Annotated in this window: 24 protein-coding genes and 1 pseudogene; 9 read left to right on the top strand and 16 right to left on the bottom strand. The window is 60.8% G+C overall.

Going from position 1 to position 25,615, the window contains the following annotated elements; all coding sequences use genetic code 11:
* Positions 1-157 precede the first annotated feature (157 nt).
* Positions 158-1,234 carry an acyltransferase family protein gene (locus QM780_RS01190; RefSeq protein ID WP_415068655.1) on the top strand — a complete coding sequence of 359 codons (1,077 nt, stop codon included), beginning with the start codon at positions 158-160 and terminating at the stop codon, positions 1,232-1,234.
* Between the two features lie 43 nt (positions 1,235-1,277).
* On the opposite strand, the gene QM780_RS01185 is transcribed toward QM780_RS01190, so the two are convergent.
* The 4 genes from QM780_RS01185 to QM780_RS01170 form a co-directional block, all read right to left on the bottom strand.
* Positions 1,278-2,012, bottom strand: a complete 735-nt coding sequence (locus tag QM780_RS01185) for a hypothetical protein (protein WP_415068654.1) — start codon at positions 2,010-2,012, stop codon at positions 1,278-1,280.
* A gap of 267 nt (positions 2,013-2,279) precedes the next feature.
* Positions 2,280-3,926 (bottom strand): chaperonin GroEL, encoded by a 1,647-nt coding sequence (gene groL / locus QM780_RS01180; protein WP_415068653.1) that lies wholly within the window; start codon positions 3,924-3,926, stop codon positions 2,280-2,282.
* 42 nt (positions 3,927-3,968) lie between these two features.
* Positions 3,969-4,283 carry a co-chaperone GroES gene (gene groES / locus QM780_RS01175; RefSeq protein WP_415068652.1) on the bottom strand — a complete coding sequence of 105 codons (315 nt, stop codon included), beginning with the start codon at positions 4,281-4,283 and terminating at the stop codon, positions 3,969-3,971.
* A 428-nt stretch (positions 4,284-4,711) separates the two neighbouring features.
* Positions 4,712-5,041 (bottom strand): H-NS family nucleoid-associated regulatory protein, encoded by a 330-nt coding sequence (locus QM780_RS01170; RefSeq protein WP_415068651.1) that lies wholly within the window; start codon positions 5,039-5,041, stop codon positions 4,712-4,714.
* 640 nt (positions 5,042-5,681) lie between these two features.
* Here QM780_RS01170 and QM780_RS01165 point away from each other — a divergent pair.
* Both QM780_RS01165 and QM780_RS01160 read left to right on the top strand, forming a co-directional pair.
* Complete coding sequence (locus tag QM780_RS01165) at positions 5,682-6,272, top strand: superoxide dismutase (RefSeq protein ID WP_415068650.1); 591 nt, start codon at positions 5,682-5,684, stop codon at positions 6,270-6,272.
* A gap of 228 nt (positions 6,273-6,500) precedes the next feature.
* Complete coding sequence (locus QM780_RS01160) at positions 6,501-7,772, top strand: patatin-like phospholipase family protein (protein WP_415068649.1); 1,272 nt, start codon at positions 6,501-6,503, stop codon at positions 7,770-7,772.
* A gap of 79 nt (positions 7,773-7,851) precedes the next feature.
* Here the strand turns inward: QM780_RS01160 and QM780_RS01155 are convergent, their stop codons facing one another.
* Positions 7,852-8,202 (bottom strand): DUF4236 domain-containing protein, encoded by a 351-nt coding sequence (locus QM780_RS01155; RefSeq protein ID WP_415068648.1) that lies wholly within the window; start codon positions 8,200-8,202, stop codon positions 7,852-7,854.
* A 58-nt stretch (positions 8,203-8,260) separates the two neighbouring features.
* Complete coding sequence (locus QM780_RS01150) at positions 8,261-9,697, bottom strand: helicase HerA-like domain-containing protein (protein WP_415068647.1); 1,437 nt, start codon at positions 9,695-9,697, stop codon at positions 8,261-8,263.
* 216 nt (positions 9,698-9,913) lie between these two features.
* Here QM780_RS01150 and QM780_RS01145 point away from each other — a divergent pair, with 216 nt between their 5' ends.
* Both QM780_RS01145 and QM780_RS01140 read left to right on the top strand, forming a co-directional pair.
* The gene (locus QM780_RS01145) at positions 9,914-11,791 is read left to right on the top strand and encodes a methylmalonyl-CoA mutase family protein (protein ID WP_415068646.1); all 1,878 of its coding nucleotides are present in this window, start codon (positions 9,914-9,916) and stop codon (positions 11,789-11,791) included.
* A gap of 92 nt (positions 11,792-11,883) precedes the next feature.
* Complete coding sequence (locus QM780_RS01140; RefSeq protein WP_415068645.1) at positions 11,884-13,182, top strand: chloride channel protein; 1,299 nt, start codon at positions 11,884-11,886, stop codon at positions 13,180-13,182.
* A 30-nt stretch (positions 13,183-13,212) separates the two neighbouring features.
* Here QM780_RS01140 and QM780_RS01135 read toward each other — a convergent pair whose 3' ends face one another.
* From QM780_RS01135 to QM780_RS01120, 4 genes are all read right to left on the bottom strand, one after another.
* A complete protein-coding gene (locus tag QM780_RS01135; RefSeq protein ID WP_415068644.1) occupies positions 13,213-13,863 on the bottom strand; it encodes a hypothetical protein in 651 nt (216 codons plus the stop codon).
* Positions 13,864-14,118: 255 nt separating this feature from the next.
* Positions 14,119-14,322 carry a hypothetical protein gene (locus QM780_RS01130; protein ID WP_415068643.1) on the bottom strand — a complete coding sequence of 68 codons (204 nt, stop codon included), beginning with the start codon at positions 14,320-14,322 and terminating at the stop codon, positions 14,119-14,121.
* A gap of 140 nt (positions 14,323-14,462) precedes the next feature.
* Complete coding sequence (locus QM780_RS01125; RefSeq protein ID WP_415068642.1) at positions 14,463-14,741, bottom strand: hypothetical protein; 279 nt, start codon at positions 14,739-14,741, stop codon at positions 14,463-14,465.
* 92 nt (positions 14,742-14,833) lie between these two features.
* On the bottom strand, positions 14,834-15,733 hold the full coding sequence (locus QM780_RS01120) for a DUF817 domain-containing protein (protein WP_415068641.1): 900 nt from the start codon (positions 15,731-15,733) through the stop codon (positions 14,834-14,836).
* A gap of 220 nt (positions 15,734-15,953) precedes the next feature.
* On the opposite strand from QM780_RS01120, the pseudogene scpA reads away from it, so the two are divergent.
* Both scpA and QM780_RS01110 read left to right on the top strand, forming a co-directional pair.
* Positions 15,954-18,126 (top strand): annotated as a pseudogene (gene scpA, locus QM780_RS01115) (methylmalonyl-CoA mutase).
* Between the two features lie 30 nt (positions 18,127-18,156).
* Positions 18,157-18,366 carry a hypothetical protein gene (locus tag QM780_RS01110; RefSeq protein WP_415068640.1) on the top strand — a complete coding sequence of 70 codons (210 nt, stop codon included), beginning with the start codon at positions 18,157-18,159 and terminating at the stop codon, positions 18,364-18,366.
* Between the two features lie 9 nt (positions 18,367-18,375).
* Here the strand turns inward: QM780_RS01110 and QM780_RS01105 are convergent, their stop codons facing one another.
* The 3 genes from QM780_RS01105 to QM780_RS01095 form a co-directional block, all read right to left on the bottom strand.
* Positions 18,376-18,690, bottom strand: a complete 315-nt coding sequence (locus QM780_RS01105) for a hypothetical protein (RefSeq protein WP_415068639.1) — start codon at positions 18,688-18,690, stop codon at positions 18,376-18,378.
* A gap of 114 nt (positions 18,691-18,804) precedes the next feature.
* Positions 18,805-19,395, bottom strand: a complete 591-nt coding sequence (locus QM780_RS01100) for an HdeA/HdeB family chaperone (RefSeq protein WP_415068638.1) — start codon at positions 19,393-19,395, stop codon at positions 18,805-18,807.
* 294 nt (positions 19,396-19,689) lie between these two features.
* Positions 19,690-20,118, bottom strand: a complete 429-nt coding sequence (locus QM780_RS01095; RefSeq protein WP_415068637.1) for a hypothetical protein — start codon at positions 20,116-20,118, stop codon at positions 19,690-19,692.
* A gap of 269 nt (positions 20,119-20,387) precedes the next feature.
* Here QM780_RS01095 and pip point away from each other — a divergent pair, with 269 nt between their 5' ends.
* Both pip and QM780_RS01085 read left to right on the top strand, forming a co-directional pair.
* A complete protein-coding gene (gene pip, locus QM780_RS01090) occupies positions 20,388-21,353 on the top strand; it encodes a prolyl aminopeptidase (protein WP_415068636.1) in 966 nt (321 codons plus the stop codon).
* 241 nt (positions 21,354-21,594) lie between these two features.
* On the top strand, positions 21,595-23,397 hold the full coding sequence (locus QM780_RS01085) for a DEAD/DEAH box helicase (protein ID WP_415068635.1): 1,803 nt from the start codon (positions 21,595-21,597) through the stop codon (positions 23,395-23,397).
* Positions 23,398-23,501: 104 nt separating this feature from the next.
* On the opposite strand, the gene QM780_RS01080 is transcribed toward QM780_RS01085, so the two are convergent.
* The 3 genes from QM780_RS01080 to QM780_RS01070 form a co-directional block, all read right to left on the bottom strand.
* Positions 23,502-24,158, bottom strand: a complete 657-nt coding sequence (locus QM780_RS01080) for a Spy/CpxP family protein refolding chaperone (RefSeq protein WP_415068634.1) — start codon at positions 24,156-24,158, stop codon at positions 23,502-23,504.
* Positions 24,159-24,354: 196 nt separating this feature from the next.
* On the bottom strand, positions 24,355-24,822 hold the full coding sequence (locus tag QM780_RS01075) for a hypothetical protein (RefSeq protein ID WP_415068633.1): 468 nt from the start codon (positions 24,820-24,822) through the stop codon (positions 24,355-24,357).
* A gap of 75 nt (positions 24,823-24,897) precedes the next feature.
* Positions 24,898-25,398 carry a hypothetical protein gene (locus QM780_RS01070; protein ID WP_415068632.1) on the bottom strand — a complete coding sequence of 167 codons (501 nt, stop codon included), beginning with the start codon at positions 25,396-25,398 and terminating at the stop codon, positions 24,898-24,900.
* Positions 25,399-25,615 lie beyond the last annotated feature (217 nt).

Raw genomic sequence — 25,615 nt, 5'->3', positions numbered from 1 at the left:
CAACTGGCCAAACGCGATAAGTTTCGCCTGCTTCCCGACCCTGCGGCCTGCCGCATCCAAATCGAGCTTGCCGCGCCGAGATATTTTTCAGTTGAATTGCGATAATTATGGCAACCTTAGATTGACGACGCGATCGGAACCGTCGAAGCTTGGCCCCATGAAAAGCGGTTCGCAATTTCCCGGCCTCGACATGATGCGCGGCTTGGCGGCCCTCTCAGTCTGCCTCGCTCACGTCCGCGGCGCATCGTTTGTCGAATACGGCGCGTTACCGGTGGCCTCGCAAACACCGTTAGTCGCTGTCCTCTACCTGCTCACCCGCCTGGGCCACGAGGCGGTGCTGGCGTTCTTTGTCTTGAGCGGTTTCCTGGTCGGCGGAAAAATTTTCGAGCGCGTGCGCGCGCGAACCTTCATCCTCTCCGACTACGCGATCGAGCGAACGACTCGCATTTTCCTGCCACTTATTCCGGCGTGCCTGCTCACGGCCATGCTCGGCGTAACTTCCCCGGAACCGAAACAGGAATGGTGGGTCTTGCCGATCAACATGATCGGATTGGCCAACGTCGCCGGACCAACGCTTGCCGGCAACGCCCCTCTCTGGAGCCTGACCTACGAGATCTGGTTTTATATCGTCGCCGCCGCGACCGCCTGCCTGGCGCTGAGCGAATCTCTTGCGGCGTTCGTGGTGCTCTCGCTCGGCATTCTCGTCTTTTCGATATTGGAGGCGCGCTTTCTCGCGTTTTGGTGTCTCGGCGCCTTTGCGATCTACCTTCGCGCCAAGCCGGGATCGATGGCAATCATTGGAGCGTTCGCAGCCGCTATCGGCATCGCCGGCTTTCAAATTTCATCGGCAAGCAAATCGTTCGCGACGATCACATCTTGTCCGCCCGCTGCTTCTGAGGCGCTGATTTGTACCGGACTGGCGCTTCTTCTGCCGTGGCTGTGTACGTCCGGCGTTACCAATGCATTGACATTGGCGCGCCGCCCCATCGGATATCTGAGCAGGATTTCCTATTCGCTCTACCTGTTTCACTATCCGATCAACATTGCGCTCGACAGAGTCTTTCCGAAGTCGGCGGACGTGTCACTCGCCGCCATCACGCACTTCGCAGCCCGGCTGTTCGTGATCTTCGTTTGTGTGCACGTTCTTTACCTGCTGTTCGAGGGCAACACCGGTAAACTCCGCCGCTGGATCAGATCAGCGATCGAAGAGCCTGCACCAGTGGCCGGTGCTTAACGCCCAATTCGAATGCAAGACGAATATCGAAAGCTTTCGACATTCACGCCACCGCGGCGGGAGGCTTCGACAGCAACGCATTGGCCCGCTCGGCAAGCCATCCTTGCTTCGGATATTGCAGCCCGTGAATTCCGGCGAACGTCGAATGCCAGAGATGGACACACACCGTCTCGGGCCGAATGAGAGATTCGAGATACCCGGGCTCATACGCCCGCGCGATTGCCTTCTCTTCAATCGCCAGCGGATAAAGCACCTCCGGCTGGAAAGCGAAGCGATCGGCGCCGCAGCGCTCCGCGAAATAGGTGAACGCGGCCGGTCCGTACTTTGCCGCCGGTACGCGAGCGCCGGACACCGCTCCCAACGCGGCCTTCGCGATGCGACCGCATTTCGTGTACCACGGCATCCACGGCATGACGTACTTGCGCAGCGGACGCTCGCGGCAGAACGCCAGGTACGATTGCAGAAGCTCGCTGTCCCTCGGCAGCCGGAGAACCGAGTTTCCGAGCCGCTTGTCGTTCTGCCATCCGAAAACGTAATCCGTCGCGGGAAGCGGACGCACGAAAATCACATCGAGATCGGTCCAAGTGCCAAGTCCGCGCTCGATGCCTTCGAGCCGGAAGTGGTCGGAAAAATGCGGCCACGAGTTCTCACATAGCTGGTCTCGAGCAAAAATAGTCGCCGCATCGGCAACCTCGCACCCGAGCTGACGGCTGAGCTTGGCGTGATTGTCATAGCTGAAGACGGTGATCTCTTCGCCGATGGCGCGGGCGGAGGCCACGCAGAGCCTTTCAAGCCAACCGACCGGGCCCGACCAAAATGAGAAAAGCATCCGCTGTCCGCTTCATCCGAAATTATGGCGCCCACTGAAGAGCAAACTAAGCGAGGGCGGAATGTATCGAAAATAGGAATGAAGCCATTTTCAACGATATTATTCTTGGCAGTGTTCAAAGCGACCCACCCGCTGCCAACAAAAAAGCCCCGCATCACTGCGGGGCTTTTTAATTCGTGGAATTCTGGGCGTTCAAGGAACGACTGCAAAACTTCCTTAGAAGTCCATGCCGCCCATGCCGCCCATGCCGCCGCCGGGAGCGCCGTGCGAGTGGCCGGCGTCCTTCTTCGGCACGTCGGCGATCATGGCTTCCGTCGTGATCAGGAGGCCCGACACCGAGGCTGCGTCCTGCAGCGCGCACCGCACGACCTTCGTCGGATCGATGACGCCCTGGGCGTAGAGATCGCCGTACTCGTGCGACTGCGCATTGTAGCCGAACGCGTACTTCGAGTTCTCGAGGATCTTGCCGACGATGACCGAGCCATCCTCACCAGCGTTCGCAGCGATCTGACGGGCCGGAGCCTGCAGCGCCTTACGGACGATGTTGATGCCGACCTTCTGGTCGTCGTTCTCCGGCTTCACGCTGTCGAGAGCCTTGGCAGCGCGGAGCAGTGCAACGCCGCCGCCCGGTACGATGCCTTCTTCGACGGCTGCGCGCGTTGCGTGCAGGGCGTCGTCAACGCGGTCCTTACGCTCTTTCACTTCGACTTCCGTCGCGCCGCCAACCTTGATAACGGCAACGCCACCGGCGAGCTTGGCAAGACGCTCCTGCAGCTTCTCACGGTCGTAGTCCGAGGACGTTTCCTCGATCTGCGCCTTGATCTGCTTCACGCGAGCCTCGATGTCGGCCTTCTTGCCCGAACCATCGACGATCGTGGTGTTTTCCTTGTCGATCGTCACCTTCTTGGCGCGGCCGAGCATCTGCAGCGTGACCGTCTCGAGCTTGATGCCGAGGTCTTCCGAGATCACCGTGCCACCCGTGAGGACAGCGATGTCTTCCAGCATGGCCTTGCGGCGATCGCCGAAGCCCGGAGCCTTGACAGCAGCAACCTTGAGGCCGCCACGCAGCTTGTTGACGACGAGCGTTGCGAGCGCTTCGCCTTCGACGTCTTCAGCGATGATGAGGAGCGGCTTGCCCGACTGGACGACGGCTTCCAGAACCGGAAGCATCGCCTGCAGACCCGAAAGCTTCTTCTCGTGGATGAGAATGTAGGGGCTCTCGAGCTCGGCAATCATCTTGTCGGCATTGGTGATGAAGTACGGCGAGAGATAGCCGCGGTCGAACTGCATGCCTTCGACGACATCGAGTTCGAAATCGAGCGTCTTGGATTCTTCAACCGTGATGACGCCTTCCGAACCGACCTTGTCCATCGCTTCGGCGATCTTCTTGCCGACGACTTCGTCGCCGTTGGCAGAGATCGTGCCGACCTGGGCGATCTGGTCCTTGGTGACCTTCTTCGAGTTGGTCTTGAGGTCTTCGACGATGGTCTGAACGGCGAGGTCGATGCCGCGCTTCAGGTCCATCGGGTTGGAGCCGGCCGCAACCGACTTAGCGCCTTCGCGAACGATCGCCTGGGCAAGAACCGTCGCGGTGGTGGTGCCATCACCGGCGAGGTCAGCCGTCTTCGAGGCGACTTCGCGCAGCATCTGCGCGCCCATATTCTCGAACTTGTCTTCGAGTTCGATTTCCTTCGCGACCGTCACACCGTCCTTGGTGATGCGCGGCGCGCCGAACGACTTCTCGATGACGACGTTGCGGCCCTTGGGACCGAGCGTGACTTTCACAGCGTTGGCAAGAATGTCGACGCCGCGAAGCATCTTCTCACGTGCGTCCTGCGAAAACTTGACGTCTTTAGCTGCCATGTTGAGCAACTCCTAAGCTTTGCAATTTGGGGGAAAGGGGAATTAAGCGGCGGCTTTGGTCTTGGAGGGGGCCGAGAGAACGCCGAGAATGTCGCTCTCTTTCATAATCAGAAGATCTTCGCCGTCGATCTTTACTTCGCTGCCCGACCACTTTCCGAACAGAACGCGGTCGCCGACTTTGACGTCGAGCGGAACGACTTTGCCCGCTTCATCGCGAGCGCCAGGGCCAACGGCCACCACTTCGCCCTGCTGGGGCTTTTCCTTGGCGGTGTCGGGAATGATGATCCCGCCCGCGGTCTTTGCTTCTTCCTCAATGCGTTTCACGACAACACGATCGTGGAGAGGACGGAACGCCATGGGATTAACCTCATGATTTGGCTAAATGATTGGTCTCAGTTCGCAACCTGGGGGCCAAGTCGCCGACGGCCGGCATTGCTACCCGCCGCCCGTCATTTGCGTCTTGGCCGCTTGCGAGCCCGAACGCGCCGGTTATATGCTGATGACTGCTAGCACTGTCAATGCTTGAGTGCTAAAAATGGTGTCCACGCCCCTGTCATTCTTTGACGGGCGACACCGCCTGCGCTTCCACGTTTGAAAATCCCGCGCGGCCAGGTTGCAGCAGCACACCAATAACCGACAAATGCGGGCACATTTCGAATTTCGCGTGCCCGCCGCCGAAGCATTTCTCGCTTTAGAAAACTTCAATTCCGGCCTTCGCCGTATCGAGATTTGGAAAAGTGAATTTCGCTTTCTCCCGATACGGCAGCCTGCTGATCGTATCGGGATCAAATAGCGAAATCGGCGAGTTTGGCGCCTTTTTTCAGCCGTTCGACCAGCCAGTTCGGTTTGCGCCCGCGACCCGTCCAAGTGTCGGATTTATTCTCGGGATTTGCGTATTTGGCGACACCGACCGACTTGCCTTTTGACGCTCCGCGACCGCGGGTAGCACCAAATAATTCGGCGACTGAAAATCCGTGCGTTTCTGCGAGATCGGCGACTTTCTTTTTCAACTCAGTCCGCTCGCGATCCCGGGCGGCGGCGATTGCCTTCTGAACTTTCGCTTCAAGATCGACAAGATCCTTGAGAGAAAGCTTGTCGACATTGACCGTCGCCATTGTTTTTGCCTTTCGCATCGCTACCAAAAACCTCTGTTGAATCTGCTCCGCTTACGGACGGTGTCACCTGACTTCCGCCGCGCAGGAATCTTCAAGACGCGTCCGTTGTCAACGCAAGCTCGTCAATAGTCGTGAATATTCGACAAACGATAAATTACTATGCGGCGCATTTTCACGCAGCAGCGTTTATCGGCCCAAAAAAACCGATATTGCCTGAAATATCATCGGCGCACGAAACGCTCAACTTGAGAAATAGCACAAAGCCAAAGCGGTTAATCCAGGATTTGAATGATACTTTTTGGTGATCCGGATAAATATCGCAATCAACTGCCGTTGCATGATGTGCATGTCTGCCAAAAGAAGAAAGGCGCAATGCCTCTTGATCCCGGGCAAAAAACTGGTCCCCGAAATCCGTAAAAAAGAGTGCCAATCACCGGAAACAAACAGTTTACTGAATTGTTTCAACACCACGGCCAACCATCCGATATCTGCGAAAATCGGAAAGCCCTCCGATATTAATTCGCGGCGAATGGAACTGCGCCCGACGGCATGAGTTCAGCGTTCGACTTGTGTGCGGCGGTCGCAGAAGCTACTTTCCCGCGTCTTTCAACCCACCCCGCAATCAGATGAGTAGCCGTCTATGACGCTGAAACTCCCCGATCTTCCCTACGCCTACGATGCTCTCGCACCGTTCATGTCGGCCGAGACCCTCGAGTTCCATCACGACAAGCATCACCTTGCGTATGTCGAAAATGGCAACAAGCTCCTCGCTGGCTCCAAATATGAGGGCCAGTCGCTCGAAGACATCGTCAAGAACGCCTATGCCGACAAGGTGCAGGGCCTCATCAACAACGTCGGCCAGCACTACAATCACCTGCATTTCTGGCAGTGGATGAAAAAGGGCGGCGGCGGCAAGAAGCTGCCGGGCAACGTCCAGAAACTCGTCGACGGCTACGGCGGATACGACAAGGTTCGCACCGATTTCATCGAAGCCGGCAAGGGCCAGTTCGGCTCCGGCTGGGCCTGGCTTGCAGTGAAGGACGGCAAACTCGAAGTCGTTAAGACTCCGAATGGCGAGAACCCGCTGATGCACGGCTCAAAGCCGATCCTCGGTGTCGATGTCTGGGAGCACAGCTACTACATCGATTATCGCAACGCCCGCCCGAAATATCTCGAGGCCTGGTTCGATAATCTCGTGAACTGGGAGCATGTCGAAGCTCTCGCGGGCTGACAGCCGATAGCCCCGCAAAAGGTCCGAAACATCGCGAAAGGGCGCTCACATGGGCGCCCTCTCCGTTTCCGGGCGGGAATAGCCCGAGATCTGATGCCCGAACGCCACGGGAAGATGTACTGAATCTGAGACTTGTGATCGGTGCTGGTTTGACGCCGTTGCTCCCGCCCTCGCGCTGCCCTAAAACACATGCAGTAGGCGGGATATTTCGCGGCCGGGGGGATCTAAGTGCTCGTGCCAAGGCTGCACGTTGCTCTTTTGCTCGTTTTGACGTTGGCGCTGACCGGCTGCGCCACGATCCTTACGCGCAACGGAATTTCAAGCGCGAGCCTCGCCGAAACCGCCGAAATCCCCGGCATGCCCGGGGTTCGCTTCTGGGCCGATGAAGTCCCGACCAATCCACTGACGGAAGTCCGGCGGCGCACCGCCCACATGCCGCAGCTCGCCCGCCATGCCAAAACGATCGAGGGCCGCAAGGTCGTCGACACGCTCGCGCTCTCCGGCGGCGGCTCCGACGGCGCGTTCGGCGCCGGGGTGTTAACCGGCTGGACAAAGCGCGGGGATCGCCCCGAATTCCAGTTGGTCACCGGCGTCAGCGCCGGCGCCATCATCGCGCCGTTCGCTTTTCTCGGACCATCCGAGGACGAGAAGCTTCACACCATCTGGACGCAATACAAGCAGGACCAGGTGGTAACGCCTGAAATTCTGTCAGGTCTATTTGGCGGTCCGGCTCTCTCGAGCACGGCACCTCTGCAGAGCCTGATCGCTTATTACATCGATCGCCCGTTCCTCGATCGCATCGCCGCTCAATACAAGCGCGGCAGAATTCTCCTGGTCCTGACGACGAACCTCGATGCCCAGCGTCCCGTGGTTTGGAACATGGGCGAAATCGCGCTCAACCGGTCGCCCGAGGCCACCGAACTGTTCCGCAAGGTCATCCTCGCATCAGCCGCAATTCCGGCAGCCTTCCCACCTGTTCAGATCGAGGTCGAAGCCGGCGGCAAGATGTATGATGAATTGCACGTCGACGGCGGCACCACGCGCGAGGTCTTCGTCAGCCCCGTCGAAGCCCCCTTGAAAGCCTTTGACGTTCTTTACGACAAGCCGCCGATCCGGCGCATTTTTATCATCAAGAATGGCAAAGCCACGCCCTCGCAGGAAGTCGTGAAGCCGACGACTTTGCAAATCGCCGGCCGTTCCATTTCGACGCTCATCAAGAGCCAGAACATGGGCGAGGTCTATCACATCTATCGCGTCGCCCTCGATGCAGGTGCCGACTTCAACTTCCTTGCGGTGCCGCCCTCGTTCGACTTCCAGACCAAGGAAATTTACGATCCCAAATATCAGGCGGCGCTTTTTGCCGAGGGCATGAAGGTGGGCCGACGCGGAATTTGGATGAAGCATCCGCCGGGCCAGGCTCCGATCAACGTCAACGGCGAGCAGCCTCGCCCGGGCGCACCAGAGCCAATCGCTGCGGCCGCGGCGGCAGGAAGCGGCTGATCACGCCCTCGCACCGCGAAAACGAAAGGGCACCGGCGTCTGTCGATGCCTCAATGCTAAACTTGGCTATGACGCGCGATCAGAACCAGCGCGGCTGCCACCAGTGCAACAGCATCTTCACCGTCTCCGGCGCAACCAGATAGGCGATCCCGGCGACGACAGCGACTGCAAGAAGCAGAAGAAAAAGTGTCGTGCTCAGCGGCGTGCGATAGCTGAGGCCGGTCCCCGGAATACCGAGTGTGACGTTCTCGCCCTGCTTTCCGACGTTGAGTGTCGCGCCTCGTCCGCCGAGGCTGCCGCTGACGCCGGTCTTGCTGAGATTGACGCGAACGCCCGGAAAGATCGTGAACGTCTTGCGAAACCGGAAGTAACCCATCTCGTTCTCCTCGTCGGCGGTCGGTTGGAACATTTCGACCGAAGCGCTCGGCACTGCGAATCTTCAAAAAATCTAACGGCCCCGATTGTGACTTTCAACGATTCGCAGCACGTCATCCCTTGCCGCGAAGGATGTTGGAGAACGACGACAGTCGCTGCTTCAGCTGACCGACCATCGTATTTCGCGACTGCAGCCGCTCGTGCGCCGATTCGCGATCGAGGCCCTGGCCGTACTTCTTGCCGTTGGCGTCGTCGCCCCGGATGATCGCCTTTCTCTCCTCCGCCGTCAGAGGGCCGACGCGCGACATCGGCGGCCGGATCAGCGTGCGCTGAACCATCGAGGGTTCGCCCTTGTCGTGCAGCAGCGACACCAGCGCTTCGCCCACTCTCAGTTCCTGAATTGCCCGCTCGGTGTCGATGGCCGGGTTCGGGCGGAACGTCTGCGCCGCGGCACGGATGGCTTTCTGCTCCTTCGGCGTGAAGGCGCGCAGCGCGTGTTGAATACGGTTGCCAAGCTGCGCCGATACGCGGTCGGGAACATCGGCCGGGCTCTGCGTCACGTAATAGACGCCGACACCTTTCGACCGGATAAGCCGCGTGACACGTTCGACTTGCTCGAGCACCGCCTTCGGCGCCTCGTTGAACAGCAGGTGCGCTTCGTCGAACAGGAACACGAGCTTCGGCTTGTCGAGATCGCCGACTTCCGGCAACTTCTCGAACAATTCCGTCAACAGCCAGAGCAGGAACGTCGCGTAGAGCCGCGGCGTGTTCATCAGCTTCTCGGCTGCAAGCACGTTGACGATGCCCCGCCCATCAGGCGCCGTCTTCAGAAAATCCATGATATCGAGCGCAGGCTCGCCGAAGAATTTGCCCGCACCTTGTTCTTCAAGAACCAGCAGCCGGCGTTGGATGACGCCCACGGTAGCCGGCGCCACGTTGCCGTATTTGCTCCGAAGCTCAGCCGCGCGCTTTCCCATCTCGTCGACGACGGAGCGCAGATCCTGCAGATCCAGGATCGTCATCTTGTCATCGCCGGCAGCACGTTCGTCGGCCGCCCAGCGGAACGCGATGTTCAGCACGCCTTCTTGCGGCTCGGTCAATTCCATCAGGCGCGAGAGCAGCAGCGGCCCCATCTCCTGCACCGTCGCGCGTACGGGATGTCCATCGACGCCGAAAATATCCCAGAACGCTGTCGGAAACGACGTATTGCCGTAGCGCGTAAGGCCGATCTCCTGCGCACGTTCCACGAGTTTCGGCGCCGGATTGCCCTTCGCGGCAATTCCCGAAAGGTCGCCTTTGATGTCCGCCGCGAAAACCGGAACGCCGGCCGCGGAAAATCCTTCCGCCAAAACTTGTAAGGTGACCGTCTTGCCCGTCCCGGTCGCGCCCGTTACGAGCCCATGCCGGTTGGCGAGCGCGAGTTCGATACACTCCGGCACGAGATCCTGGCCGGACTTGCTCACACCGATGAGGATCAGTCCGTCTTGTACATAGTCGCGAGGATCGGCGACCGCTTCGCCGGAGTCCCCCGGGCCATGCTTTCCAGTCATCTCGCCTCCTCACGTCTTGGACCGGCGACTCAGCCGTGCTCCGTTGTGGTGGTGATGCCATGCTGGGCCCACCGAAGCAAACGCAGGCGCCTTCGAGGCCGAGCGCGGCAATTAGGCCAAGCCCCGGGGAAAATTCAGGCTCGCACGAGCCTCCCAAGGGGGTATATCGGAAAGACGCCTTATCGATAACGTCCTCTGCCTTGGGAACAAAGTTGTATGACGACCCAGTCGCCCGAATTGCATCTCGCGCAGGATTTTCCCACGGCAACGATCGAAGAGTGGCGGGCGCTTGTCGAAAAAGCCCTGAAAGGCGCGGATTTTGAAAAGCGACTGGTCGCGCGCACGGCCGACGGCCTTAAAATCAATCCGCTCTATACCCGCGCCGACGCCCTGCAAAGCACGGTAAACGCCCTGCCCGGCAAGCCGCCGTTGACCCGCGGTATGAAGCCTGCGCGCGACGGTCTCGGCTGGGACATCCGGACGTTTCACGCCGAGCCCGATCCGAAAGCCGCCAACGCCGAGATCCTGGAAGACCTCGAAGGCGGCGTGACGTCGATCGCCCTGAAAGTCGGAGGCGCCTCGGGCTTGCCCGCGACCAAGGAAGCATTCGACACCGCCCTCGCAGGCGTTCTTCTCGACGTCTGCCCGATCATTCTGGTCGCCGGCGAAAACGTCTTCGACGCCGCCTTGGCGCTGATGATGGAATGGGACGCGAAGGGCATCCAGCCGGCAGACCGGCAGGGTTCGTTCGGCGCCGATCCGCTAGGCACGCTCGCCGCAACGGGCCGCTTGTCCGAGCCAGTCGAAACAGCACTCGCCCGTGCCGTCGCGTTGATGAAGACAACGGAAGCATGCCCGCGCGTCCAGGTGATGACGGCAGATGGCGTCGTCGCCCACACCGCCGGTGCCAGCGAGGCGCAGGAACTCGCCTTCATGCTCTCGGCGCTCGTCTCTTATTTGCGGGCCGCCGAAGAGGGGGGCGTTTCGCCGCCGGACGCACTTCCAAAAATCAACGTCGCGCTCGCGGCCGACATCGATGAATTCTCCACCATCGCCAAACTTCGCGCCGCCCGGCGGCTCATCTGGCGCATTGCGGACGCCTCTGGAGCAGGCGCCGCTGCTTCTGCCGTCACGATCAACTGCCCGACATCGTATCGCATCATGGCGAAGCGCGATCCGTGGACGAACATCTTGCGCACGACCATCGCCTGCGCCGGCGCTGCTCTCGGCGGAGCCGACGCCATCACCGTGCTGCCCTTCACCTTCGCGCTTGGCAAGCCCGACGCGTTCGCGCGCCGCGTCGCCCGCAACATCCAGATCGTCTGCCAGGAAGAAAGCCACCTCGGCCGCGTCAACGATCCGGCCGGCGGCTCCTGGTATGTCGAAAACCTGACCGACGACATGGCGAAAAAGGCTTGGGAAATCTTCCAGGACATCGAAGCGCGCGGCGGCCTGCTCGCGTCTCTGCTGTCCGGCTTCATCCAACAGATGATCGCCAAGACCGCCGATGCACGCGCCAAATCGGTCGCGACCATCCGCCAGGAATTGACAGGCGTGAATGCGTTCCCGCTCCTCGGCGACGACGGCGTCCACACCGACCCTTGGCCCACAGCCCAAGCGCCAACTGGAACGGCCGCAATCGAGATCACCCCGCTAAAACCGCACAGGCTCGGCGAAGCTTTCGAAGCGCTGCGCGACGCCGCCGACGCTCATGGCGGCTTCAAGCTGTTCGTTGCCAGCATGGGCGAGATTGCCGATCACAATGTCCGCACCACATGGGCGAAGAACTATCTCGCGGCCGGTGGCATCGCCACGCTCGTCAGCGACGGCTACAAGACCGCCGACGCCGCGGCCGAAGCGTTCCGCGCTTCGGGTGCCTCTGCTGGCTGCATCTGTTCTTCCGACGCTATCTACGCTTCTCTCGCCGAGCCGACCGCAAAAGCTCTGAAGGCCGCGGGCGCCAAATTCGTCTTGATGGCGGGACGCCCCGGAGAAACCGAAGCGGCACTCAAATCTGCCGGGATCGATCAGTTCCTGTCGGCTGGCGCCGATGCCGTCGCCACTCTCAAAGGTTTGCAAGACAAACTGGCCTGAACAACAAACATTGAAAAAGCGAAGAAAGCGCTCGGCTCGTGGATTCAAAATCGCCGATCGTCCGAAGGGCGGCACATCGCAGAACATTACGCTTGCGTCGTTACCATTACGTCGGTCTGTCCCGACGGATTTGGCTTCGCCGTGCGATCTTCTTCAGCGGAGCGGTGTTGATCGGCCTCGTCGCCGTCGGCTTTGCTCAACTGGCCGACGCTTCTCAGAATCTCTACAGCATGATCCTGAAGCGCTGGCCGTGGCTTCCCTTTTTCATCGCGCCGGCGGGTTTCGCCGCACTGGCATATGTCACCGCTCGCTGGTTCCCTGAATCCGTCGGCAGCGGCATCCCTCAGGTCATCGCCGCCCGTCGCCACAAAAACGCATCTTTCCGCAAGCGGCTGCTCGGCTGGCCGACCATGGTCGCCAAAATCGTCATGACCGCAATCGCGCTCGTCTTCGGCGCATCTGTTGGCCGCGAAGGCCCGACGGTGCAGGTCGGTGCATCGGTGATGTACGCGGTCGCCGGTTTTGCCGGCATCGGCCGCCACAATGGCTTGGTGCTCGCGGGCTCCGCCGCCGGCATCGCCGCTGCGTTCAATGCCCCGATCGCCGGCATACTGTTTGCGATCGAGGAAGTTGCAAAATCCTACGCGGGACGCATCAACGAGCTTGTCATCGCCTCCGTTGCAATTGCGGCCGGCGTCAGCTGGCTCATCCTCGGCAACTACTCTTATCTCGGCGTCGTGTCGGCGACGATGTCACACGCGCGAGATTGGATCTCCATTCCGGTCTGCGCCTTGTTAGGCGGCCTGATGGGCGGCTTCTTTTCCCGTTCCCTTGTGGCTCTGATCCGTCGGCCTCCCGCAATCATCTCCCGGCTGCGCCGGCGCCCAGCCGTGTTTGCTGCGTTCTGCGGTTTCATCGTCGCGGCTCTGAGCATCGCCACCGGGGGCTACGCGTCGGGCAACGGTTACGCCGAAACGCACGCCGCTCTGGTCTCCGGCAACTACATTCCGTTCTGGTACGGACCATTCAAGCTCGTCAGCACGCTGCTCTCTTCGGCGAGCGGCATCCCCGGCGGCCTTTTTTCGCCGTCACTCGCCGTCGGCGCAGGGCTTGGATCAATGGTGACGCCAATCTTCCCGTTCATCGAACCCAGCGCCCTGATTTTGATGATGACGGTCGGCTATTTCTCCGCCGTCGTGCAATCGCCGCTGACCGCAGTCGTCATCGTGATGGAGATGACGAGCGACCGCAACATGGTCATTCCACTGATGGCGACCTCACTGCTCGCAGCTGGCATTTCGCGTCTCGTCCAGCGCGAACCGCTCTATCATGCGCTGTCGTACGGCTTTAAGCCGTCGCCGGAGGAAGCCGCAAAGGCCCCGCCTCGTTAGAGAAGTTAAGCGTGGCCGCTTCAGTCAAAACTACTCGGCATCTTGAGAAGCAGGCTTGCTCTTTCTCTTCTTCTCCGTCAGCGACGACATCGGCGGCGCGTTCTCAGCGGAATCGATCACCATGCCGAGGCCCATTGCCGGCTCGAACGGATTGCTCTGCCGCTCTGCTTTTGCCGCTGCAGCCGCGACTTTCTTCTCCGACTTGTGGCGGCGCGTACCGGCGTCGGCGCGCTTCTCCGAACGGGGCGTAATGATCTTCACCGGATCCGCGACGGCGGATGGCTGTACGCGGGGATCCGGCATGGACGGAATATCGGCGACATAAACCGGCCGCGTGACGATAACCGATGCCGGCTTCGCGGGCTGCGCGGCCGCCTGTTGCGAAGGCGGAGCAGAAGCGGGCTTCTGCGCCTCGTCGGCGGGTGCATCGAATTTCGCGCTCAATGCCTCCGCCGCAAGGCGCGCGCCCGCAGGGCTTTCCGCCGCGAACGTCTGCATGGCTAGGACGAATTCGCTGAAATTGACGACAGGAACGAATTCAGGAACCCGGATCACCTCGGGCGGCGGGGGCACGATCGCATCTGCTGCGTCGGCCCGGTTTCCGGCTCCGAACTTAGTCGATGCGAAAAACGACGACGCAACGACAGCACCCAAAAGAACAGTGATCGTTTTGAATCTCACGACGCATACCCCACGCAGTACTCGATGGGATTGCCCGTCAGCTCCGGCTCGAACCGGAGCAGCGGCATCCTTCAAAGACACACAGGTAAGGCAGCTTTTCCCCTTACCCCCCGTTCCCCGAGAGCATTGATAGCGCCAACCAAGGCAGGAGAATGGCACGCCCGCACAAAGCGGCGCCGATAAAAAAACCGGCTCCGCGAGGGAGCCGGTCAAGGGGACGGGGGGCAAGCAAGGGGAAGCGAAGCGCAGTGAATGTCATTCCCGGCCGGATGCGGCGAGCACGGCCATGATGCCGAGCATCGGAATGGAAGCGAGAAGCGAGGCGGTCTCGACGAGATATTCGTTGCCGCCGTCGGTCAAAGGCGAAAGCAACGCCTTCGCATCGGGAAAGGTCGCAACAAGAACGGTCGCGGCAGTGACGATCGCGGCGGCGGCGGATCCAGCAACGACGGCGGACATGGCGTGCTCTCCTCTCGAAATCGGTTCGGCCCGTATCGGCCCTGACGAGAGGCAGAATGCGCGAAGGACCCCGCCTTCGCTGTCACGCGCGAGACAAGTGTTGAGCGGCCGAAAAAAGAGGAAAAGGCTTGGGCGCCGGCTTAGTTGCCGAGCTTCTCGATCTTGGCGGCGAGATCGGGCACCACTGTCATCCGGTAGCTGCCCCCTTTGCACTCGACGACCCAGACTTTCGCGTTGGGCTTCGAGGCCGTCTCATCGAGCTTAGCGTGATCGGGATGATCGCAGGCAAAACCCTGATCGCGAAGCTGCGTCGCCAGAATATCCATCGGTGGCTCGATGCCCTTCTCCTCGGCAACAGTGCCCGAAGCGGCAGCTCCCATCAGGATCGCGGAGACTGTCAGAATGAGTGAGTTGCGCATACGACTTGTTCCAGGGACTAGAGACGATCTTTATACGCCGAAACCCGCCCGGCAGCCGCCGGCACAGGAATTCGGAGTAAATATTCTATTCTCTAATCCTCAATCTTCATTGAACAAGGCCGGTTTAATGCAGCAACCAGCGTATAGGAAATCAACATCAGTAGAAACCACGAGCCAAGCTTTCCCAGGCCGACGAGCTCCCAGCCGTGGCGCTGATGCGGATAGGCCCATGCCGCGGTAAACGTCCCGATGTTTTCCGCAAACCAGATGAAAAGCGCGACGAGAAACAGCCCGAGCAAGAGCGGCATGTGCCGGTGCGTCTTCCAGATCTTGTAATAGATCGTGCACGGCCCGATCAGCACGATGGCCGCCGCAAACAGCACGGGTCGGAAATCCCACACGTAATGATGAGCGAAAAAATTCACATAGATCGCGACGCTCAATAATCCCAGCGCCCACACCGGCGGATGCCGCGTGAAGCGAAAATCGAAAAGCCGCCAGCAGCGCGCGATATAAGAACCGATCGACGCATACATGAACCCGGTAAAAAGCGGCACGCCTGCGATCCGCAACAGGCTCGCTTCCGGGTAGATCCACGATCCGACTGAGGTCTTAAAGATTTCCATCGCCGTGCCGACGACATGGAAAACCAAAATCACTTTGGCTTCCTGCATCGTCTCGAGTTTGAACACGATCATCACGATCTGGATCAGCACCGCCGCGATAACGAGGAAATCGTAGCGCGCAAGCACCGCGCCCTTCGGATAGAGGAAATGCGTCGCGACCAGCAGCGCCAGCAGCAAGGCGCCGAACAGGCAAGCCCATGCCTGCTTGATCCCAAACCGAACGAACTCGTAGGCGAAGTGCGCCGCACGCCCCCTCGCCTGCGCCCTTTCGCCGAGACGAAACTCCCAGTCGATGAAGCGAGCGAGCGGCGGCCAGGTCCGGGCCGCGCTTTGGCGCGCCGCGTCGTCCGCGACCTTGCGTTGCATATCTACCCTCGGACTTTGAGAGGCTCACCCGGTCGGGCTTGTTGCCGAGGTTTGTGGCTTTATCATTTCGGATGAAAACGCTCGGCGGCCTACGCCGAACGGACCACGGCGGCCGCTTCTGCGCCAAAGGAGCACCCGCCCCATCAAAACTTGTCCCCGCCCCCCGTTTTGCCGTACCGTGCGGCCGGATAGTCCTTTTTTTGAGCGATCAGCGCCCCGAATGACCTCGATCCCGAATTTTGCTCAGGTTCCCCTCGATCCGGAGACCCCGGCCAAGCCCACGGCGGCGGCCACACCGGAGGCGCCGGTCTGGGAAACGCCGGAAGGCATCCCGGTGAAGCCGGTCTTCACCGACGCAGACACTGCCGGGCTCGACTTCATAGACGGGCTACCCGGCATCGCTCCGTTCGTGCGCGGCCCCTATCCCGCGATGTACGCGCTGCAGCCCTGGACCATCCGCCAGTACGCAGGCTTCTCGACGGCGGAAGATTCCAACGCCTTCTATCGCCGCAACATTGCCGCCGGACAGAAGGGCCTCTCAATCGCCTTCGACCTCGCCACCCACCGCGGCTACGACTCCGATCATCCTCGCGTGAAGGGTGACGTCGGCATGGCCGGCGTCGCGATCGAACTCGATCTACGACATGCGCGTGCTGTTCGACGGCATTCCGCTGCAGGACATGACCGTCTCGATGACGATGAACGGCGCCGTACTTCCCGTGCTCGCTCTCTTCATCGTCGCGGGGGAAGAACAGGGCGTGCCGCCGCAGAAGCTTGCCGGAACCATTCAGAACGACATTCTGAAAGAGTTCATGGTGCGCAATACCTACATCTACCCGCCCGCACCTTCGATGCGCATCGTCTCCGACATCTTCGCCTACACCAGCGCGAACATGCCGAAGTTCAACTCGATCTCGATTTCCGGCTATCACATGCAGGAAGCCGGTGCGACGGCCGACCTCGAATTGGGTTACACGATCGCCGACGGCATCGAATACGCCCGCGCTGGCGTCGCGGGCGGCCTCGACATCGACGCGTTCGCACCGCGCCTGTCGTTCTTCTGGGCGATCGGCATGAACTACTTCATGGAAATCGCCAAGATGCGCGCCGCGCGTCTGCTCTGGGCGAAGCTCATCAAGGAAGAGTTCAAGCCGAAGGACAGTCGTTCGTTGTCGCTGCGCACGCACTCGCAAACGTCAGGCTGGTCGCTGACGGCGCAGGACATCTTCAACAACGCCACGCGCACCTGTCTCGAAGCCATGGCCGCAACGCAAGGGCATACCCAGTCGCTGCACACGAACGGCCTCGACGAAGCCATCGCCCTGCCGACCGACTTCTCCGCCCGCATCGCCCGCAATACCCAGCTTCTCCTGCAGCAGGAAAGCGGCACGACGCGCACGATCGACCCGTGGGGCGGCAGCCATTACGTCGAGCGCCTGACTTACGAACTCGCCAAGAAGGCGATGTCGCACATCAACGAGGTCGAAGAGCAAGGCGGCATGGCGAAGGCGATTGCTGCCGGCATTCCGAAGCTGCGCATCGAGGAAGCCGCCGCCCGCACGCAGGCCCGCATCGATAGTGGCCGCCAGACCATCACTGGCGTCAACAAGTATCAGATCAAGGGCGACAAGGAGATCAACTTCCTCAAAGTCGATAACCACGCCGTTCGCGAAGCCCAGCTTGCGAAACTCGAACGCCTGCGCGGCGAACGCAACGAGGCCGAAACCCAGGCCGCGCTCGACGATCTGACCGAAGGCGCCAAGGGCAACGCCAATCTGCTCGACCTCGCCGTCAAGGCCGCGCGTAAGAAAGCAACCGTGGGCGAAATCTCGTATGCGCTGGAAAAAGTGTTCTCGCGTCACAAGGCAGAAATTCGCGCCATCAGCGGTGTCTATAAAAAGGAAGCGGCGATGAACCCGAGCCTTGACCGAGTCAAGAAGCTCGTCGAGCAGTTCGACAAGAACGACGGTCGCCGCCCGCGCATCTTGATTGCCAAACTCGGTCAGGATGGTCACGACCGCGGCCAGAAGGTGATCGCTTCCGCATTCGCCGATTTGGGCTTCGACGTCGACATCGGGCCGCTGTTCGCCACCGCCGATGAAGCGGCGCGCCAAGCCGTCGAAAACGACGTGCACGTCGTCGGCGTCTCGACCATGACCGCCGGCCACTTGACACTCGTGCCGGAACTGAAAGCAGCGCTCGACAAGGAAGGCCGCGGCGACATCATGATCGTCGTCGGCGGCGTCATCCCGCCGTCAGATTACGATGCGCTCTATGCGGCCGGCGCCAAGGCCGTGTTCGGTCCGGGCACCAACATTCCGGACGCCGCCGCCGATCTCGTCGAAAAGCTCAACGCGCAGCTCGGCTACGTCGACAAGCAGGCGGCGGAATAGCCTGCACCCATTTTACGAAAGGCGCCGACAATGGCCTTCGATCTGATCAAGTTGGAAATCGCTCAGCTTCTCACCGAGATGCAGAACGAGCCCGAGGACAAGCATGAGATCTATCTGTCGTTGGTGGAAAAGCTGAACCAGCTCAAAGCCACCGGCATGCCCCTTCCGGAAGACCTCGTCACCCTCGAGCACGAGCTTGAGGCCGAATTCGCCTCCGAGCAGAGCGACGGGGAAAAATAGCGCTCGTCCCTACCCCCGCGTCAGCGCACGAATGAGGCTCGTCAGCAGGCGAACGATCGCAGCCACCGCGAGCCCTATCAGCAAAAGCAGCATCGACTTCGGCCCGAGCTCGCCGAACAGGCTTGCATAGGCCGTGCTCGATGAACCGGAGAAGAAGCGCTCGACCAATCCCGCAAGCGCATCGAGAACGCCGCCCGCAAACCGCACGAGTTCCCCGAAGAATTCGAAGCTGTAAACATTGAGTGCGGTGTAGACGAGTATCGTCAGGATAAGCTCGACGACCAGCAAAACGACCGTCGAAATGATGGCGCCCAGGATGCGCATAAGGCCCTCCGGAAAAACCAGACGACCCACCCTGCCACCAAACAACGGCATCAATTTGCTTCGGGGCGCACGCCGGACCAAGGAACGACCGGCGTGCGCACCCGCGACGGCCCGTTACTCTCCGTCGCCCTCTTCACTCATGAACTTCTCGCTTGCCGTGAACAGGCCCATCTCCGGATTTTCGGCGCAATAGGCACCCATTTTGGCAGCGCTCTCGCTGAACTTATCCAGGTCGATGACGGTGCTCTTGGCCACGCTCGCATGATAGCCGGCGAGCCACATCAGGATCTGACCCAGGCCTTCCGCATCGCCGTCCTTGCTCGAATTGATGGCCTCGCACTTCAGGATGGAAAGGTCGACCGCCTTCGGCGTTGCCTCTTCGGCATTTTCACCCATGAACTTTTCGGATGCCGACATCACGCCCACGGCCGGATTCTTCGCGCAATATTCGGTCGTCGCTGCAAATTCCTTCGCGACGTGGTCGAAGTCGACAACGGTGCCCTGGTCCGATGTCGCCTGATAACCCTCCATCCAATAAAGGATGACGCTGGCGCCGTAGACGGCGGTCTTGTCGGAAGACTGCGCGCTTTGCACAAGGTCTCTGCAAGAAAACGTTGAGGCGTCGATCGTATCGGCGGCGGCCGGATGGACGACGGGGACAAGCAGCATGAAAGCGGCAACTGCACTCCACAGAATGCGCGTCATAGGTAGACTCCGGATATATTTTGAAGAGGGTGAGCTAGCCATCATCGCTGCTGTCCCTTTTCGCACCCGGATCGGACCCGCCGAATGGCAGCATGTCCCCGGCACGAACCAGCGATGCGGCCAACATACGCCGCAAAGCAATAAAGTTCGTATGCGAATTATATTGAATTGAAGGCACCTCGACGATTGGCATTACGGCGCCGAGCGCCGCAGGCCAGTTTGTGGGTGCATGCGGCGATAAAATCGTCTCTGTGCTGATATTATTCCGTCCCGGCTATGGCAGGACGACGGCCGTTAATTCCTCCGCAAGCGGAAGAACGCCGTGCCCGCCTCGCCCGCGAGGTTTACCGATCCGGTACGTCCCGACACCGTGATCTTGATCGAACCACCCGTGTTGTACTGCTCATTGAAAAATCGGCCGACGTAGGTATTCGCCCCGACTTTCGTCAGCTCCGCAGTCTGCTCCACCTTCGCTGACGACGTCGCGCATGAGGCCGACATTGCATAGCTTCGCTCGCCCGTCTTCGAGAAGTAAGCCCGGCACCGCGCCGTCTCCTTCGAGCCAGACGAGAAATTGATATTGCCGTTGCCGGACCACGTTCCGACCAGCAGCACAGCCTCGGCGCGAGCCTCGCCGACAGCAAGCGCGGAAACCATCCCGCCTGCAAACGCCACTGCGAAAACCGAAGCTAGGCAGGCTTTCCGAATTGGGCTGTCGATCATACGGATACTCCTTCAAGGCCGGAGCGCTCGCCGAATATAGCGCACCATGTCGAGCGTTGCAGTGGGGGGCAAGTAGGCATCGGAAAGAATTTCGTCAATTGCCGTCAATTCCAAACTCGGCGTTTCGTACGACGCGCCCTATGGACCCAAGGCGGAGACGCAGCAGAGCCGGCCTCCTTGCGATCCGTCCAGCCCTACCTCATTGCTTGGTTGCACCGTTCTTACCGACCGAACTTGTCGTTTATGCAAAAGCATGCTCAGCAGGGGCCATGAAGACCCTCCCGGAATCCTTCCGCCCCTTCGATGCCCGCATGCTTGACGTCGGCGACGGCCATTGGCTCTACGTCGAAGAAGTCGGCTTGCGCGGTGGCCGCCCGATCCTATTCCTGCACGGCGGCCCGGGAAGCGGATCGCAGGTGCTGCATCGGACATTGTTCGACCCGGCGCGGGACCATGTTTTCCTGATCGATCAGCGCGGCGCCGGTCGCAGCCATCCCTATCTGTCATGTGAAGCCAACACGACGGCACACCTCATCGAAGATCTGGAGGTCATCCGCACGCATTTCGGCATCGCGAAATGGATGATCGTCGGCGGCTCGTGGGGATCGACGCTCGCGCTCGCGTATGCGCAAAAGTATCCCAATCGAGTAACGGCCCTGGTTCTGCGCGCGCTCTTTCTCGGCACCGATGAGGAGGTTCGCTGGGCCTTTGTCGATGGTCCCCGGATTTTCAGGCCCGAACTTTTCGAAGCGTTCTGCTCTCGTCTTCCTACCGAAGAACGCGCCGACCCGCTCGCCGCCTACGTTAAGCGTTTGACCGGCTCCCTCGGCCCTGACCGAACCGCAGCTGCCCATGCGTGGAATGCCTACGAGCGCGCGCTCTCCGAGCTTGCTCCCAAGAACGCCGCGATCCCCTCTGAGGTCGCTGACGATGCCCGCCTTCCGCCGACGCCGATCATAGAAGCCCACTATATTAAGCATAGCTTCTTCATTGCACCCGGCGAACTGCTCTCGAACGCCGCCCGCCTGCGCGACATTCCCGGAGCCATCATTCAGGGGCGTTACGATCTCCTTTGCCCCCCGAAGAATGCCCACGCGCTGGCATCGGTTTGGCCCGCAGCCCGCCTCGAGATCATCGACCACGCCGGCCATTCGATGACCGAACCCGGCGTTATGGACGCCATGCGCCGGTCCATCACCAACCTGGGCAACTCCGCGTCCGAGCGACACAGCTGAACACTAATTAACCGTGGCGCCTTGACTTTGCCTCCGAACCCAGTCACTAGCAGCGCATTGTTCTCCGATGGCGCTCGGGTCCTCGTGCCACTCAAAAGCGGTTCAATCACCGCGCTCGACCCTGCATTGAGATCAATTCCATAGAGACAAGGCCGCACCCCGAAAGCGCCGGTGTGGGCCATGGGACGAGCCCCCGGCACAAGCCGTGCGCGGGCCTCGAAGCCCTTGGGATTTTTTTACTTTGACGAACGACACTTTCGAGGCATTCGGCTTCGCCGAGCCTCTCGCACGTGCCCTGACGCAGTGCGGATACTCCAAACCTACACCGATCCAGTCGCAGGCGCTGCCACCGCAGCTCGAAGGCCGCGATCTCCTCGGCATGGCCGAAACCGGCTCGGGCAAGACCGCAACGTTCCTTCTGCCGATCCTGAACAGGTTCGCGGCTAACCCTGCCGACCCGCAATGGAAGCAGGTCTCGGCCCTGATCCTCGCGCCGACGCGCGAACTCGCGATCCAGATCGACCAGGAAGTTGCCAAGCTCGCCCGCAACATGAACATTCGCCGCGCCGTCGTCCTTGGTGGCGTCAGCAAAGGCCCCCAGATCAGCGCCCTGAAACGCGGGGTTCATATCCTTGTTGCGACTCCCGGGCGACTGCTCGATCACGTCAACATGCGCAGCTGCGATCTTTCGGGCGTGCAGACGCTTGTCATCGACGAAGCCGATCGCATGTTCGACATGGGTTTCATCCGCGACATCAAGAAGATCGTCTCGCTTATCCCGCAGAAGCGGCGTACCGCGCTCTTCTCGGCAACGATGCCGGACGAAATCAAGAAGTTCGCCTACGACATCCTGCACGATCCCTATCGCGTCGATCTTTCGCCGAAAAAGATCGTCGTCGATCGCATCGATCAGAAAATCATGATCGTAAGGACGCCCGAAAAGCAGAGCCGTCTTCACACCATTCTGGCCGATGAGGCTACCTCCCGCGTCATCGTCTTCACCAAGACGAAGCGCGGCGCCGACCGTGTCGCGGGCCGTCTTGCGATGGCGGGAATCAGCGCCTCTGCCTTCCACGGCAACAAGGCGCAGAACGCCCGCCAGCGCGCTCTCAACGATTTCACGATGGGCCACATCCGCGTGCTCGTCGCGACCGATATTGCCGCGCGCGGCATCGATGTTTCGAACATCACCCACGTCATCAACTTCGACATGCCGCTCGACCCCGAAACCTATGTCCATCGCGTCGGCCGCACAGCGCGCAAGGGCACCAGTGGGATCGCGATTTCACTGTGCGATCCCTCAGAGCGCCAGGAAGTCCGCGCCATCGAACGGATGATGAAACAGCCGATCGAAGTCATCGACGACGTCGGCGGCGAAGTGCTTCCTCCTCTGCCGCGCAACCATCGTCCGGACAACGGCGAAGGCGCGCATCGCGAAGGCGGCCGCAATCAGCGCCGTGGCGGCGAGACGCGCGGCCGCGATGGCGGATCACGCCACCAAGGCCAGGGACGGCCTTCCGGCGATCGGCGCGATGACAGGCGCGGTGATCGTCCGCACGCCGCGAGCCGACCCCGCAACCACGGCGTTCGCCACGACGAAGGTCATGTCGATGCGCCTGCCGTGTTTGGCGTCTCCGACCACGAGCGCCCGCGCCCGCCCCGCGGCGAACGCCACGAACGGCCCCATCGCGAAGGTGACCGCCAGGGACGCCAGCATCGCGACGGTGACCGGCCGCGCAACCACGAGCAGCGAGCACGCCCGCATCACGAAAACGGCGAACGCCGCCGCGACCACGGAACCGGCGATCATCATCGCCCGAACGATCGTCGGGGCGATCAGCGCCGCGAAAATGGCCACGATCATCGCAACGCCCATCGCCGGTCGGAAGGCCGCAACGAAGCCAACGGTGCAAATCGTGAAGGTGGCCATCAGTCCGCACGTCCGCGTCATGGCAACGAGCAGGGCCGGCCTTGGGGTAACGACGGCGCACCTAAATTCATGAAGCGCCGCGACGACGATCGCCGCGCCCGCCCGTCGCGCTAAACGACCGATCGGACTTTTTCGAAAATTGATCAGCCCGGCCTCAAAAAAAGGCCGGGCTTTTTAGGTCCCGGCCAGGCTGGAGAGAAGATGCGAAGTGAGGCGGATCAGCCCTTCTTGTCGGGCTCAGCGGGAGCCTGATCCGGTCCCGGACCGCCATCGTTGTCACCGTTGTCATGCATCCCCGGACCACCGTGATCGCGCGGTCCGTCATGACCGAACCAGCCGCCGTGGCGTCCGCCCGGGCCCCATCCGCCGGCAAAGCGATGGCCACGCGGACCGCCGAAGCCCGGCGACAACTCACGGATCAGCGGACGCAGCACATCCTTCTGCTCATCCGAAAGCGACGCATAGAACGGCGAGAATGCCGTCGAGAATGCCTTCATCCGGTCGGCCCGCTCGCCCATCCGCTGGCTCATTTTTTCGAACCGGCTGGCGAGATCGGCACGCTTATGCTCGCCGCCCTTTTCGCCCTCGGCCTTGCGTTCTTCGCGCTTCTTTTTCCATTCCTCGATGCGGGCTTCGCGAGCTTTGAAGGCGTCCCGAACCTGCGTTTCGACCGGCGCCCAAAGCTTTTCCTGGTCCGGCGTCAACTGCAGCGCGGTTTTCACCATCGCCAGCTTGCCGTCCTCGATGCGCGAGCGGGTCTCGGGCGACATCATCGGCCAGCCGCCATTGTCGGCGGTTCTTGCGATAGCAACCGTGGCCGGAACAGCAGCGATGGCTGCAAGGGCGATCCAGGTGCCGCGAGATAGATTTTTCATGGTTTCTCCTTCGGGGCCGGGAGAGGCAGTGGGGGAAAGGATTGCCCGGCCGTCGGAGATAAAAACGCAGCCGTTGACGCGATCCGTCGCGCGAAACGACAGATCTCAACACGGCTTCAACATGAACAAAGATGAACGAAATCAGGCAAAAACGCGGTATTGCGCGAGCGCAGAAACGCCGCGATTCCGCGAGCGATCAGTTCGTCCGATTGATGACCAGCGGCGCGCGCGGATCCGCCGAAGCCGACCGGTTCGGTTTGCCGGTACCGGCTGCGTCTCGCGGATCGACCGGAAGCATGGTCTGCGGCGATAGTGTCCCGCGCAGCGCATTGGCGGAGGGTTGCGCATAGACCACGCGATTGCGGCCCGTGTAGCAGCCGGCGACGCAAATCACGAGATCTTCGCCTGGACGCGCCGCCATGATCTGCTTCACCAGGGGATTGTCCGCCGACATGCCCGATTTGGTCGACGACTCGTCTTCGGGAACGCTGTTGAGATTGCCTTTCTGCGGCACGTAGGAATCGGCACCGGCCGGTTCGATCTGCGATCCGTCCGAACTCGAGTTCTCGACGCTCGCGTTTTCGGCGAATGCGCCGGCTCCCGGAAGAAGCATGAAGAGCGCGAAAAATGCTGCAGGTCCGATCGACCGCAAAGAGCTACGCATAACGGCAGGCTCCGAAACTGAATAAATTCGCAACGAGTGTGCCGGACCGAGGTTAATGAAACGCTTAAAGCGCAGCTATTGAGCGATCGTGACTTCGAAAGTCCGGCCGACGGTCTCGCCGCTCGCCAGCTTGGCCGAAACCGCGAAGCGGTCCTTTCCCTCGGCGCCCTCTCTGGCAGTGTAGTAAACGCCCGTTCCCGTCGCTTTTTTTCCGAGGCATGTTCCCTTGGCCGAATATTCGATCGTCGTTTCCTGGCCGGGAACGAAAGTCACATCACCCTTCGACGGCGGCTCTGTGATCGTGATCGCAGGCGCCGGCAACGGCTCACACTTGTCGCCGAGACCGGCAAAAATAAAAACGCGTGCGCGACGCCCGGGCACAACCGGCGTCGATCTCACCGCCACATCCGCCGGCGCATCGCTCGTCCCGGGTTGAAGAGGCGCCACGCCCGCACCCTGGCCCGAGCATCCGGCAAGACTTGCCGCGAAGACGTTTGCTATCACCGCAACGAACGACCATCGCGGACATGAAGGCCCCAAGCGGCTCCGCATGTTGTTGTTCTTGATCTCGGCCACGCGTTCCAGTCACCCGATCTGCAAGCCCTCGTCCAATCTCGGTAAGGGAATTCGGGACCGTTTGTAAATGCTTCGCGCGCAATGGCCACTGCGAGCCGCGAAAAAGCATGACGGGCACCTCCAGACGTGAAGATCGGTAAGAGGTGCCCGGCCACCAAGCTTGTTGTTTGTGAAGACAAGCGCGGATGGCTGAACCTGTTTGCCAGATAAATTCTAA

The organism is Hyphomicrobium sp. (assembly GCF_047600905.1).
In the GTDB taxonomy this organism is placed as follows: Bacteria; Pseudomonadota; Alphaproteobacteria; order Rhizobiales; family Hyphomicrobiaceae; genus Hyphomicrobium_B.
This window is presented reverse-complemented; position numbering and strand designations above follow the sequence as displayed.